At 59.2% G+C, this 12,976-nt stretch carries 11 protein-coding genes and 1 tRNA gene; 6 read left to right on the top strand and 6 right to left on the bottom strand.

Annotated elements, in window-relative coordinates:
* Positions 1-7 precede the first annotated feature (7 nt).
* Together AC0R79_RS14220 and AC0R79_RS14225 are read right to left on the bottom strand one after the other, a co-directional pair.
* Complete coding sequence (locus tag AC0R79_RS14220) at positions 8-796, bottom strand: SDR family NAD(P)-dependent oxidoreductase (protein WP_474734982.1); 789 nt, start codon at positions 794-796, stop codon at positions 8-10.
* A gap of 39 nt (positions 797-835) precedes the next feature.
* On the bottom strand, positions 836-1,936 hold the full coding sequence (locus AC0R79_RS14225; protein ID WP_474734984.1) for an alkene reductase: 1,101 nt from the start codon (positions 1,934-1,936) through the stop codon (positions 836-838).
* A 148-nt stretch (positions 1,937-2,084) separates the two neighbouring features.
* Between AC0R79_RS14225 and AC0R79_RS14230 the strand changes: the two genes are divergently transcribed.
* From AC0R79_RS14230 to AC0R79_RS14240, 3 genes are all read left to right on the top strand, one after another.
* A complete protein-coding gene (locus AC0R79_RS14230) occupies positions 2,085-2,672 on the top strand; it encodes a TetR/AcrR family transcriptional regulator (RefSeq protein ID WP_474735110.1) in 588 nt (195 codons plus the stop codon).
* Positions 2,673-2,790: 118 nt separating this feature from the next.
* A complete protein-coding gene (locus AC0R79_RS14235) occupies positions 2,791-3,411 on the top strand; it encodes a TetR/AcrR family transcriptional regulator (RefSeq protein ID WP_127797958.1) in 621 nt (206 codons plus the stop codon).
* A 150-nt stretch (positions 3,412-3,561) separates the two neighbouring features.
* Positions 3,562-4,833: an OmpP1/FadL family transporter gene (locus tag AC0R79_RS14240; protein ID WP_474734986.1), complete on the top strand. Its 1,272-nt coding sequence runs from the start codon at positions 3,562-3,564 to the stop codon at positions 4,831-4,833.
* A 75-nt stretch (positions 4,834-4,908) separates the two neighbouring features.
* Here AC0R79_RS14240 and AC0R79_RS14245 read toward each other — a convergent pair whose 3' ends face one another.
* Positions 4,909-6,369, bottom strand: a complete 1,461-nt coding sequence (locus AC0R79_RS14245; RefSeq protein ID WP_474734988.1) for an efflux transporter outer membrane subunit — start codon at positions 6,367-6,369, stop codon at positions 4,909-4,911.
* 211 nt (positions 6,370-6,580) lie between these two features.
* On the opposite strand from AC0R79_RS14245, the gene AC0R79_RS14250 reads away from it, so the two are divergent.
* Positions 6,581-7,690: an efflux RND transporter periplasmic adaptor subunit gene (locus AC0R79_RS14250; RefSeq protein WP_474734989.1), complete on the top strand. Its 1,110-nt coding sequence runs from the start codon at positions 6,581-6,583 to the stop codon at positions 7,688-7,690.
* Positions 7,687-10,767, top strand: coding sequence for an efflux RND transporter permease subunit (locus tag AC0R79_RS14255; protein ID WP_474734991.1), 3,081 nt, complete (start codon positions 7,687-7,689; stop codon positions 10,765-10,767). The genes AC0R79_RS14250 and AC0R79_RS14255 overlap by 4 nt, the downstream gene beginning before the upstream one ends.
* 375 nt (positions 10,768-11,142) lie before the next feature.
* Here AC0R79_RS14255 and AC0R79_RS14260 read toward each other — a convergent pair.
* Positions 11,143-11,230 (bottom strand) — tRNA-Ser (locus AC0R79_RS14260).
* Between the two features lie 122 nt (positions 11,231-11,352).
* On the opposite strand from AC0R79_RS14260, the gene AC0R79_RS14265 reads away from it, so the two are divergent.
* Entirely contained in the window at positions 11,353-12,024 is a 672-nt protein-coding gene (locus AC0R79_RS14265) for a Bax inhibitor-1/YccA family protein (RefSeq protein ID WP_007955123.1), read from the top strand.
* A gap of 72 nt (positions 12,025-12,096) precedes the next feature.
* On the opposite strand, the gene AC0R79_RS14270 is transcribed toward AC0R79_RS14265, so the two are convergent.
* Together AC0R79_RS14270 and AC0R79_RS14275 are read right to left on the bottom strand one after the other, a co-directional pair.
* Complete coding sequence (locus tag AC0R79_RS14270; RefSeq protein ID WP_127797974.1) at positions 12,097-12,423, bottom strand: YceK/YidQ family lipoprotein; 327 nt, start codon at positions 12,421-12,423, stop codon at positions 12,097-12,099.
* 39 nt (positions 12,424-12,462) lie between these two features.
* Positions 12,463-12,900 carry an Lrp/AsnC family transcriptional regulator gene (locus tag AC0R79_RS14275; protein WP_474734993.1) on the bottom strand — a complete coding sequence of 146 codons (438 nt, stop codon included), beginning with the start codon at positions 12,898-12,900 and terminating at the stop codon, positions 12,463-12,465.
* Positions 12,901-12,976 lie beyond the last annotated feature (76 nt).

A 12,976-nucleotide genomic window follows, 5' to 3' on the forward strand; every position in this document is an offset into this window, starting at 1 on the left:
CAAAAAATCACTGTGGCGTCTGGTAGCGTTGGGCGACCGCAGACTGGCGGATTTGCCCTAGCAGGCCCTGGCGTGCGCCCTGCAGGTCATCCCAGCGCTCCGCTTCGTGCAGCGGCGGGATGGTCACAGGTTCGCGACGATCAAAACCGACCAATGCGGCATCCACCAGATCACCCACTTCCATGATTTCGCTCAAGGTATTGATGTCGACGCCGGAGCGATCCCAGATTTCCGTGCGGGTGGCGGCGGGCAACACGGCCTGCACGTAGACGCCCTGAGGCGAAAGCTCCAGGCTCAGTCCTTGGGACAGGAACAGCACGAAGGCCTTGGTCGCACCGTAGACCGTCATGCCGAACTCCGGCGCCAGACCCACCACCGAACCGATGTTGATGATCGCACCGTCGCCGGCCTTGGCCAGGCGTGGGGCGATGGCGCTGGCGAGCCGCACCAATGCCGTGGTGTTTAGGGCCACCAGTTGCGCAACGCTGTCGGTGCTTTGGTCGACGAAGTGGCCGGACAGCGCGGCGCCGGCGTTATTGACGAGAATGCCGATGCGGGCGTCGTCGCGCAGGCGGCTTTCAACGGTGGTGAGATCGCTGAGTTGGGTCAGGTCTGCCGGGATGACATCGACGGCGACGTCGTGCTCGCTGCGCAATCGCGCTGCGAGTGCGTCCAGGCGAGCCTGATCGCGGGCGACCAGTACCAGATCGTGGCCACGTTTGGCGAAGCGTTCGGCATAGACGGCGCCAATGCCGGTGGAGGCGCCGGTGATGAGAACAGTAGGGCGGGTGTTCATGGGGTATCTCTCTTTCAGGAGGTGAGAAACGGAACGCGCTCAGCTTGCGCTGACGCTCGATTCAGCCAGTGTCGGGTAGTCGATGTAGCCCGCCGCTCCGCCGCCATACAGGGTGGCGGGATTGAACGCGGACAACGGCGCACCCTGTTTGAGTCGCTCCACCAGATCCGGGTTGCCAATGAACGGTCGACCGAAGGCGATCAGGTCGGCCTGGTCTTCGGCGAGCCGCGCGTTCGCCAGCTCCAGGTCATAGCCGTTGTTGGCGATATAGGTGTTTTTGAAGCGTTGGCGCAGGGCCCCGAAATCGAAAGGGGCCACGTCGCGCGGGCCGCCGGTCGCGCCTTCGACCATGTGCAGATAAACCACACCGAGGGCGTCGAGTTGCTCGACGACGTAATTGAATTGCGCCTGCGGATCGCTGCTGGATACGCCGTTGGCCGGCGACACGGGAGACAGGCGCACGCCAGTGCGATCCGCGCCGATCTCATTGACGACGGCCGCCGTCACTTCGAGCAACAGACGCGCACGATTTTCAATCGAGCCGCCGTAAGCGTCGGTGCGCAGATTGGCGTTGTCCTTGAGGAATTGATCCAGCAAGTAGCCGTTTGCACCGTGAATCTCCACGCCATCGAACCCGGCGGCGACCGCGTTGGCCGCAGCCTGGCGGAAATCGGAGACGATCCCCGGCAGTTCGCTGGTTGCCAGGGCGCGAGGTTCGGAGACGTCTTCAAAGCGGTTGTTGACGAACACTTTGGTCGCGGCACGCAGCGCAGAAGGAGCCACCGGTGCGGCGCCGTTTTCTTGCAGGTCAACGTGTGAGACGCGGCCGACATGCCACAGCTGCAGGAAGATTTTGCCGCCCTTGGCGTGGACGGCATCGGTGACGGTGCGCCAACCGTCTATCTGCGATTGCGTGTAGATCCCGGGGGTGTCCTGATAACCCTGGCCCTGTCGGGAAATCTGTGTAGCTTCGCTGATCAGCAAACCGGCGCTGGCGCGCTGGCTGTAATAGACGGCCGCGAATTCGCTGGGGACAAAGCCCTGGCCTGCGCGGTTGCGTGTCAGTGGTGCGAGAACGACGCGGTTCGACAGCGTGAGACTGCCTAGCGTGTATGGGGTGAACAGAGTCTGCTTGGTCATCTGATGAATCTTCCGTGCCCGTTGATGGAGATCGGTGGGTGCGAAAATAGGATGATGATCGAAATCTAAGCTGTCAACAGTTTTGATTATGGCCAACATCTATGTATCATCGGACGCAGGAATTCCCGCTAAACACGAGGTATTGCACGTGAGAGTGACCAAGGCCCAGGCGCAGGCCAATCGAGAGCACATCGTCGAGACGGCCTCAGGGCTGTTCCGTGAGCGTGGCTTTGACGGCGTCGGTGTGGCGGATCTCATGGCGGCTGCCGGTTTCACCCACGGAGGCTTTTACAAGCACTTCGGGTCAAAGGCTGACCTGATGGCCGAAGCTTCGGCCTGCAGTCTCGGCAAATCGTTGACCGGCGCCCAGGCGCTCGATGTTCCGGGTTTCATCGACGTCTACGTGAACAGAGAACATCGCGACGGACGCGGCAGCGGTTGCACCATGGCCGCACTGTGTGGCGACGCGGCGCGTCAGTCGGACGATGTGAAAGCAACGTTTGCCGAAGGCATTGAGCACACCCTGCAAACCCTGGGGGATAAATACCCGACTGGGCCGGATGCCGCGGAGGGTGAGGGGAGAAAGAAAATGATCGACTTGCTGTCGCGTGCGGTCGGCGCGATTGTCCTGTCACGCGCCTGCCCGGATGATTCTGCCTTGGCGGATGAGATCCTTGAGGTATGCCGCGCTGAAATGTTTGCTTCATTGCCGGTCGATGAAGTGGAAACGCCGTAGAAGGGTGTTCGATGACTTGAACGTCAGCCCGTTTTCAGCCGATTCGCCAGTTTTTCGTGACTATGTACTAAATTGGTCACGATTTGTAAGTCCTCGACAGGGTGAGTAAGCTACGCCCATGAATCAGCCATCCCTATCTTCGCCCGGCCCACGTGGCCCAGTCGATCACGACATTCGTGATCAGATCGTCGCGGCAGCCAATGAACACTTCAGCCAATACGGCTATGGCAAAACCACGGTTTCCGATCTGGCAAGGGCCATCGGTTTTTCCAAGGCGTACATCTATAAATTCTTTGATTCCAAACAGGCGATCGGAGAAGCGATCTGCTCAAATTGTCTGGGCCAAATCGTTGCAGCGGTAGAGCGGGCTGTTAACGCAGAGGCGATTTCGCCGACCGAGCGTTTCCGCCGACTGGTGAAAACCGTGATAGCAACGGGTGTGGACCTGTTCTTCAATGATCGCAAGCTCTACGACATCGCTGCATTCTCCGCCGGGGAGCGCTGGCCCAGTGCCCAGATGTATGAAGACCAGATCAAGCGCTTTATCTTCGACATCGTGCGTGAAGGGCGGGAGCTCGGAGAGTTCGAGCGCAAGACCCCGCTGGACGAGACCGTCGAGGCGATTCATCTGGCCCTGCGCCCCTTCGTCAATCCGCTGTTGCTGCAGCACAATCTGGACTTTATCGAGGTAGCGCCCACGCTGACCTCCAACCTCATTCTGCGTAGCCTGATGCCCTGACCAACTCAGCTCACCTGTTCCCGACACATGTGTGCCGGGGCGGCGTTCAATTTTGCTTTATGTGACCATTGACTGAGTTGGTCACTTGGATAGTATGGCTTCGCTGTCGTTCTCGATGTTGTTTTTCAGTGATCCCATAGAGTCCAGATAATGAAAAAAATAATGCTCAAGAATCCCGTCGGCCTCGCCGTCTTGCTGGCGTCTTCCAATGTGTTGGCCGGTGGTTTTGCCCTCAACGAACAGAGCATCAGCGGGATGGGTTCCGGTTTTGCCGGGCGATCTTCATCGGCGGAGGACGCCAGTACGCTCTACGGCAACCCGGCAGGCATGGCGCGGCTTAAACGAGAGCAAGTGAGCGTGGGGGCGGCGACGCTGTTCGCCAAATCGGACATCAGCCACACACGCAGTACGTTTGGGGGGAAGGAAGACGGCGACATGGTGCCCACCACCACAGTACCGATGGGGTATTACGTCAAACCGATCGATGAGCATTGGGCATTCGGTGTCGGGTTCTATGTGCCTTTCGGGCTGATCACCGACTACGGCAGTGGTTTTGCCGGACGCTATTACGCCAACAAAAGTGAAGTCACCACACTGACCTTTCAACCGACCATCAGCTACGCGTTTAACGAGAAGGTGTCGATCGGGTTCGGGCCGACCATCAACCGTATCGGCGGAGAGATATCGGGCATGGTGCCCAATCCACTCAGCCCGGGGCGTAATGACGGTAAGCTCAAAAGCACCGGCGATGACACCGCACTGGGCTTCAACGCCGGCGTGCTGGTGCAGGCGACCGACCAGACCCGTCTGGGCCTGACGTATCACTCCAAAGTCAGTTACCACCTGGACGCCAAAACCAAGGTCACGGATGGCATCTTCAGCGTGCTGGGCGTCAGCGGCCGTAGCTATGACGCATCGCTGGATGTGGACACGCCGGAGTCGGTGGACTTTTCGGTGACGCATCAATTCAACAACGACTGGACCCTCTATGTGGGCAGCACCTGGACACGCTGGAGCCGCTTCAAGGAGCTGACGATTGAGAACAGCGGCTTGCCGCCCTTGCTCAGCGGTCAATTGGGGACGATCAGCGAAGAACAGAACTGGCATGACACCTGGGCTCACGCGATCGGTGCGGCCTATCAATTGAATAACCAATGGGTGCTGCGTGGCGGGTTTTCGGTCGATCAGTCACCCGCCAACAACACCAATCGGGGGCCGCGAATCCCTACAGGCGACCGTAAGGTTGTCAGCTTCGGTGCCGGCTGGACGCCGGTGGACAATGTCACAATCGATCTTGCGTATTCCTATCTTTGGGAGGAAAGCGTGGAGGTCAACGACACCTCGGCAGCGAGAGGTGCCTACAGTGCCAAGTACAAGAACAGTGCCAGCGGGTTCGGTACGTCGGTCAGCTACCGCTTCTAGTTGAGCGCTATTAAGCCAAATACGGGTCGGGAGTACACGCGTCTCCCGACTCTTGAAGCGATCTGGGGTTGCTGCTCAGCGTGCCGCTACAGAACCCGGCTCAACGGGTTGCCATCCTCCACCGAGCGACTTAAATACCGCCACCGCCGCACGGGCCGATTCCGTCCGTGCCTGCGCTCTGGCGTCGGAGGCCTGCAACAGTGTTTCGTCGGCGTGCAGGACATCGATCAGGCTGGCGGTGCCTTTTTCATAGGCGGTGAACGAGGACTGGCGAGCTTGAGTCAGCGCCGCTTCGCCGCCGGTAAGGGTAGTGGTCTGGGTTTGCCGATTCACCAGTGAGGACAGCGCGTTCTCTACATCTTCAGTGGCGCGCAGTACCGACTGGCGATAGGCCGCCAACGCTTCAGATTCCTGACCTTTGGCCTGATCGATCTGGGCGTTGATGCGTCCGAAGTCGAATAGCCTCCAGCGTAAACCCAGCACGCCGGCCGACTGGCTTGCGCCGCCGGTGAAAAGATTGCCACCGGATACGGCTGTCGCGCTGCCGAGCAAGGCGCTGAGGGAAAATTTCGGGTAGTACTCGGCAATCGCTTCACCGATGCGCGCGTTGGACGCCGCAAGACGGCGTTCGGCCACGATAAGGTCCGGTCTGCGCCGCAGCAGATCTGCCGGTGTGCCCAGCGCAGTCAACGACGGCACATCGGGAATTTCGCCCTCACGTGCCAGTTGCGTGCGATGAGTGCCGGGAGGCGTGCCGAGCAGTACGTCCATCGCATTCATTGCTGCTTCCAGACCGCTTTGCAGTACTGGAACGGTCGCCTGGACTTGCGACAATTCACCCTCGGCCTGACGTACCTGGTACTCCGCGGCCAGGCCCTTGCCGTAAAGCAACCGGACTTTCTCCAGCAACGCGCGTCGGGTGTCGACTTGCCGGTTGGCAATGTCCAGCCGTGCCTGTAATCCGCGCAGGGTGGTGTAGATATCGGCCGTTTGCGCGGCGATCGCCAGCCGTGTAGCGGTGAAACCCGCTGCTGAGGCCTGGTACTCGGCTACTGCTGCCTCACGTCCACGGCGCAGCCCACCAAAGACATCGACTTCCCAGCTCGCCTCGAAGTTGGCCTCGTAAGAATTGCCGTAACGGTCATAGCCCGGTGTTGAATTCAACACCTGGCCCAGTGGCGTCTCGACGGACTGATAAGCGCGTGCCGCTTGTGCGTTGATGTTCGCCGAGGGCAGCAGTGCTGCGTTTGCGGCTCCCAGACCGGCCCTTGCCTGGGTGACGCGCGCCGACGCCTGTGCCAGATCCAGATTCTGCTGCAGCGCCTGGTTGATGAAGTCGGTCAACAGCGGATCATTAAAGTTTTTCCACCAGTCGGCGAGACCGTCCGGTGTCAATCCTGATCGCGGTTCGACAGCGGACTGGCCCAGGAAATGGTCCGAAAGCGGGGCGTCTGGACGATGGTAATCCGGACCCACCGCACAACCTGCCATTAGGCTGGCGGTAACCAAAAGAGTAATTGGGCGGAGAGGAGGCATCGGCGTTCCTTAACGAGATTTTAGTGACCATAATACGTATTGGTCACAACGTGTCAATTAAGGGCGATAGAGCTTATTGGCCTATTAAAAAGGCAGTTTCGGCAAAATTGATAATGCTTGAGCGTCGTATAGTTCAAATATCGTGACTATTGACTGATGTGGTCACAAGACTGAGAATATGATGACCATCCTATTTTTAGTAAGGGAACCTATGCGCCGGCTCCGAATTTTCCCCATTGCCGCATGCCTGTTGCCACTCGCCCTGGCGGCGTGCGGTGATTCCTCATCCGTTGCAGACCCGCGCACACAGGCGCCTCTGGTCAGGTTCACCGCCGTTCAGGCTGCGGCTGACGGTTCTCGCACCTTCACGGGAGTGGTGACGGCGCGCATTCAGGGCGATCTGGGGTTTCGCGTTTCGGGCAAGGTGCTCGAGCGTCTGGTTGACACGGGGCAGAGCGTCAAACGCGGTCAGCCGCTGATGCGGCTCGACCCCATCGACCTGGGGTTGCAGGCACGCGCGCAGCAGGAGTCGGTCACCGCCGCCCGGGCCCGGGCCAGGCAGACAGCCGATGACGAAGCCCGCTATCGCACTCTGGTCAGCGCCGGCGCCATTTCCGCATCGGCCTACGATCAGATCAAAGCCGCCGCAGATACCGCCAAGGCGCAACTCAGCGCTGCTGAAGCGCAAGCGGACGTAGCCCGCAACGCTTCCGGTTATGCGGTGCTGGTCGCCGATGCCGACGGCGTTGTGGTGGAAACACTCGCCGAACCCGGACAAGTCGTCAGCCCTGGACAACCGGTGGTTCGACTGGCGCGGGCAGGGCAGCGCGAGGCCATCGTGCACTTGCCCGAGACGTTGCGCCCCGCAGCAGGATCCACCGCGCAAGCCACGCTCTATGGCGACGCCTCGGGTGCTGTTACCGCGAAACTGAGGTTGCTTTCCGATTCGGCAGATCGCACGACGCGTACGTTCGAGGCGCGCTACGTACTGGCAGGCGCGCTGGCCAATGCGCCGATAGGTTCGACAGTCACCCTCAGAATCGCCGAGGGTTCGACACCTGCCGCATCGTTGCAAGTGCCTGTTGCCGCGCTTTACGACGCCGGTAAAGGCCCTGGGGTGTGGGTTATCGCCAGCACCCCGCCAAGCGTGACCTGGCGACCGGTTCAGGTTCTAGGATTGAGCGACGAATCGGCCCGAGTGGCCGGCGACCTTCGCGTCGGCGAGCAAATCGTTGCGCTGGGCGCTCATCTGTTGCGCGAAGGTGAGCCTGTAAGAATGCCTGTGCCTGATGCGGCCACCGTTGCCGGGAGTCGTCCATGAGCGAAGGACGATTCAACATTTCCGCCATCGCCGTTCGCGAGCGGGCGATTACAGTCTTTCTGATTTTCCTGATTGCCGTTGCCGGCACCCTGGCATTCTTCCAGTTGGGGCGTGCCGAAGACCCTCCTTTTACAGTCAAGCAGTTGACCGTCATCACGGCGTGGCCGGGGGCGACCGCACAAGAGATGCAGGATCAGGTCGCGGAACCCCTGGAAAAACGCCTGCAAGAGCTCAAATGGTACGACCGCTCCGAAACCTATACGCGGCCGGGGCTCGCTTTCACGATGGTCTCGTTGCTCGATAGCACGCCCCCTGCGCAAGTGCAGGAGGAGTTCTATCAGGCGCGTAAAAAACTCGACGATGAAGCCATCAAGTTGCCGGCGGGCGTCATCGGGCCGATGGTCAACGATGAGTATTCGGACGTGACCTTTGCGCTGTTCGCCCTGAAAGCCAAAGGTGAGCCCCAGCGCTTGCTGGTCCGCGATGCGGAGTTGATGCGCCAGCGCCTGTTGCATGTGCCGGGGGTGAAGAAGGTCAACATCATCGGTGAACAAGCCGAACGGATATTTGTTTCTTTCTCGCATGACCGGTTGGCGACCCTGGGGTTGTCACCGCAGGACATCTTCGCCGCGCTGAACAGTCAGAACGCACTGACCCCGGCCGGATCAATCGACACCAGCGGGCCACAGGTTTTTCTGCGTCTCGATGGTGCGTTCGACAAACTGCAGAAAATCCGCGACACCCCTGTGATCGTGCAAGGGCGGACACTCAAGCTGTCTGATGTGGCGACGGTCGAACGCGGTTATGAAGACCCGGCCACCTTTCTCGTGCGCAATAACGGCGAAGAGGCGCTGTTGCTCGGCGTAGTGATGCGCGAGGGCTGGAACGGTCTTGATCTGGGCAAGGCGCTGGATGCCGAGACCGCAAGGATCAATGAGGAAATGCCACTGGGCATGAGCCTCTCGAAGGTCACCGACCAGGCTGTGAATATCGACTCTGCCGTCGGCGAGTTCATGGTCAAATTCTTCGTCGCGCTGCTGGTGGTCATGCTCGTCTGCTTTCTCAGCATGGGCTGGCGTGTCGGCGTGGTGGTCGCCGCCGCCGTGCCTTTGACCCTGGCGATCGTGTTTGTGGTGATGGCAGCCACCGGCAAGAACTTCGACCGTATTACCCTCGGGTCGTTGATCCTGGCGCTGGGGCTACTGGTCGATGACGCGATTATTGCCATTGAAATGATGGTGGTGAAAATGGAGGAGGGCTACGATCGCATCAAGGCGTCTGCCTATGCCTGGAGCCACACGGCGGCACCGATGCTGGCGGGAACGCTGGTGACGGCGATCGGTTTTTTGCCGAACGGTTTCGCTCAGTCAACCGCCGGCGAATACACCAGTAACATGTTCTGGATCGTGGGCATTGCTCTCATCGCTTCGTGGGTCGTGGCAGTGGCGTTTACCCCTTATCTGGGCGTGAAACTGTTGCCAGACATCAAGGCAGTCGAGGGTGGGCACGCGGCCATCTACAACACGCCGCGATACAACCGCTTCCGCCGGGTTCTGACCCGGGTCATCGCGCGCAAATGGTGGGTCGCGGGCATGGTTATCGGACTGTTCTTCGTGGCGGCGGCGGGCATGGGTCTGGTGAAGAAACAGTTCTTCCCAACCTCTGACCGTCCCGAAGTCATGATCGAGGTGCAAATGCCCTACGGCACTTCCATCGAGCAGACCAGCGCCACGGCCGCCAAAGTCGAAGCCTGGCTGCGCCAGCAAGACGAGGCAAAAATCGTCACGGCCTATATTGGCCAAGGGGCGCCGCGTTTCTTTCTGGCGATGGCGCCGGAGCTGCCCGATCCGTCGTTCGCCAAGATCGTTGTGCTGACCGACAGTCAGGAGGCACGGGAAACCCTCAAGTTGCGTTTTCGTGACGCGGTCGCTCAAGGGCTTGCCCCTGAGGCACGCCTCAGGGCATCGCAGATTGTGTTTGGTCCTTATTCGCCATTTCCAGTGGCTTACCGGGTGATGGGGCCTGATCCGGCAAAGTTGCGCGTGATCGCCGAGCAGGTGCGGGGCGTGATGCAAGACAGTCCGATGATGAGAACCGTGAACACTGATTGGGGCCCGCGGTCTCCGTCGTTGCATTTCAATTTGGATCAGGACCGTCTGCAGGCAGTGGGGCTGACATCGACTGCGGTTGCACAGCAGTTGCAGTTCCTGCTCAGCGGAGTACCGATTACGGCGGTGCGTGAAGATATTCGTTCAGTGCAGATCATGGGGCGTGCAGCGGGCGATATACGGCTCGATCCGCAACAAATCGAAGGCTTCTCTTTAGTCGGTGCGTCGGGACAGCGAATCCCCTTGTCGCAGATAGGCGAGGTCGATGTGCGCATGGAAGATCCGATCCTGCGCCGGCGTGATCGCACCCCGACCATCACCGTGCGCGGCGACATTGCCGAGGACTTGCAGCCACCGGATGTTTCCAGTGCGCTGCTGAAGCAACTGCAGCCGATCATCGAGAAGCTGCCTTCCGGTTACCGGATCGAGCAGGCGGGCGCGATCGAAGAGTCCGGCAAGGCCGGCAAGGCGATCCTGCCGTTGTTGCCGATCATGATTGCCATGACCCTGGTCATCATCATTGTGCAGGTCCGTTCGATCTCGGCGATGATCATGGTGTTCCTGACCTCGCCGTTAGGGTTGATTGGTGTGGTGCCGACACTGCTCATCTTCAATCAGCCGTTTGGCATCAATGCGCTGGTCGGGTTGATTGCACTGTCGGGGATCCTGATGCGCAATACGCTGATTCTGATCGGGCAGATTCATCACAACGCGCAAGAAGGGCTGGATCCGTTTCACGCTGTCGTCGAAGCCACGGTGCAACGTGCGCGACCGGTACTGTTGACGGCCCTGGCGGCGATCCTGGCGTTTATTCCCCTGACACACTCGGTGTTCTGGGGGACGCTGGCCTATACCCTGATTGGCGGCACGCTCGTCGGCACCATCATGACGCTGGTGTTCCTGCCCGCGATGTACTCGATCTGGTTCAAGATCCGTCCTGACGATAAGGGGCAAACTGAAAAAATATAACCGGCACAGGTATAAAAGCTTGAAATCGAGGCCCGCTTCGTCGTGCCTCTTTGGCCCCCTTTGCTACTCATCTTTTGACTGATCACGTCTGGCAGGGTCACGGACAGTTTTGTCGTTTATCTGAACGTGCGGTATTGGCCGTGGCAGACATCCACGCTGATCCGCTTCTGGCCGTAAGCTGCCTACGGACGTCACCGAATACTCATTGTGGATGAGTTCTGAGTTTCTTGATCTAGGCTGGAACGCTGGAATGGAACGGGAGGGTTGCGGAAATAGCTGAAAAGATGCGGAAACGATCCAGAAATGGAGGTTCAAAAAACGCGAGCTCCAGAAACGACAAAGCCCTGAATAATCAGGGCTTTGAAGTACTAAATATGGCGGAGGCGATGGGATTCGAACTCATGGACCTGTTACAGTCGACGGTTTTCAAGACCGTTGCCTTAAACCACTCGGCCACACCTCCGTTGCGTTGCGGGCGCCATAATACCTGAATGAAACACACTGTCAAACTCTGTGCATGGCTTGTTACAGAGCGTCTGTTATGATCTTTGCGACTGAACGTTTCAAACCAACAGGAGTGTCGCCATGCGCGAACAGGATTACGCAGTTCACAACAGCGTGCAGGCTGAGCAGCTAGAGGTTAGCCGCGTCCTGCGCAACACTTACGGTCTACTGGCGCTCACCCTCGCATTCAGCGGTGTGATGGCGTTCGTGGCCCAGCAGATGCGGGTCGGCTACCCGAATATTTTCGTGGTGCTGATCGGTTTCTACGGGCTGTTCTTCCTCACCAACAAGCTTCGTGATTCCGCCTGGGGCCTGGTGTCGGCGTTTGCCCTGACCGGTTTCATGGGTTTCCTGCTTGGCCCGATCCTCAACCGTTACCTGGGCATGCAGGGCGGTGCTGAAGTGGTCAGCTCCGCATTCGCGATGACCGCACTGGTGTTCGGTGGTCTGTCGGCCTACGTGCTGATCACCCGCAAGGACATGAGCTTCCTCGGCGGCTTCATCACCGCTGGTTTCTTCGTCCTGCTGGGCGCGACGCTGGCGAGCATGTTCTTCCAGATCAGCGGCCTGCAACTGGCGATCAGCGCAGGTTTCGTGCTGTTCTCGTCGGTCTGCATCCTGTTCCAGACCAGCGCTATCATCCACGGCGGCGAGCGCAACTACATCATGGCGACCATCAGCCTGTATGTATCGATCTACAACCTGTTCGTCAGCCTGTTGCAGATCTTCGGCATCATGAGCCGCGACGACTGATCGCTGCACTGCAATAAACAGAAAACCCGCGAAAGCGGGTTTTTTGTTGCCTGCGAAAAAGCGAGCAGGCAATCAATTGATCACGATGCTGCCATCGGCCTGTTGCTTGTAGATCGTGTAAGGCAACAGCAATGTATCGAGCACGCCCGATACGGCCGCATCGACCAGCAAACCCGGCGTCGCGTTCTTGTAGTTGAACGCATCGACGTCATCCGGTTTTTCGGCGTGCAGCATGCAGAAGTCGTAGGTCACGCCGCTGTAGATACGTGGTACGGCGCCGCAGTAAGATTTTTGGGTCTTCAACTGGTCGGAAGAAAACTTGTCACTGAACGCCACGGTCTGCACCGTCCCGCACCCTGCCAGCATCAACACCGCCAGCATCATTGCCCAAATTTTCATACCGCCAATCCTTCGCCGGAAAAACCCAATTTACGCCGCTCACGCCATCGGCGGCAATCGACGCTTCACCGGGGTCTTCTTGACGATCGCAGTATTGGTTTCCGCCAGCGTGTTCAGACGGTCGAGCAGGGTGTCCAACTGTTCCATCGAACGCACATGCAAGCGAGCGATAAAACAATCCTCGCCGGTAATCTTGTCGCACTCGGTGAACTCCGGAATCGACATAATCTGCCGCTCGACTTCCTGCAACTGACCCGGCAATGGCCGCACCCGGACAATCGCCTGCAACTGATAACCGAAGCACTTCGGGTCAATCTCCACGGTGTAGCCCTTGAGCACACCGCGTTCTTCCAGGCGGCGCAAACGCTCGGCGACGCTCGGCGAAGACAACCCGCTGATCTGCGCCAGCGCCTTGAGCGAGCGCCGCGAATCCTCCATCAAGGCCCCGATCAGGATCTGGTCGATATCGTCGGTCATACAAATAACTCCCGCATTAGGCGAATGACGCAAACCAACCTTGATAAAAAAGGCAGAAATCGAGTTTAGCCTGCTT

The sequence above is a fragment of the Pseudomonas sp. HD57-3 genome (genome assembly GCF_056113135.1).

Coding starts and splice junctions, on each gene's coding strand:
- AC0R79_RS14220 (WP_474734982.1), bottom strand. CDS start 796: ATGAACACCCGCCCTACTGTTCTCATCACCGGCGCCTCCACCGGCATT.
- AC0R79_RS14225 (WP_474734984.1), bottom strand. CDS start 1,936: ATGACCAAGCAGACTCTGTTCACCCCATACACGCTAGGCAGTCTCACG.
- AC0R79_RS14235 (WP_127797958.1), top strand. CDS start 2,791: ATGAATCAGCCATCCCTATCTTCGCCCGGCCCACGTGGCCCAGTCGAT.
- AC0R79_RS14240 (WP_474734986.1), top strand. CDS start 3,562: ATGAAAAAAATAATGCTCAAGAATCCCGTCGGCCTCGCCGTCTTGCTG.
- AC0R79_RS14245 (WP_474734988.1), bottom strand. CDS start 6,369: ATGCCTCCTCTCCGCCCAATTACTCTTTTGGTTACCGCCAGCCTAATG.
- AC0R79_RS14250 (WP_474734989.1), top strand. CDS start 6,581: ATGCGCCGGCTCCGAATTTTCCCCATTGCCGCATGCCTGTTGCCACTC.
- AC0R79_RS14255 (WP_474734991.1), top strand. CDS start 7,687: ATGAGCGAAGGACGATTCAACATTTCCGCCATCGCCGTTCGCGAGCGG.
- AC0R79_RS14265 (WP_007955123.1), top strand. CDS start 11,353: ATGCGCGAACAGGATTACGCAGTTCACAACAGCGTGCAGGCTGAGCAG.
- AC0R79_RS14270 (WP_127797974.1), bottom strand. CDS start 12,423: ATGAAAATTTGGGCAATGATGCTGGCGGTGTTGATGCTGGCAGGGTGC.
- AC0R79_RS14275 (WP_474734993.1), bottom strand. CDS start 12,900: ATGACCGACGATATCGACCAGATCCTGATCGGGGCCTTGATGGAGGAT.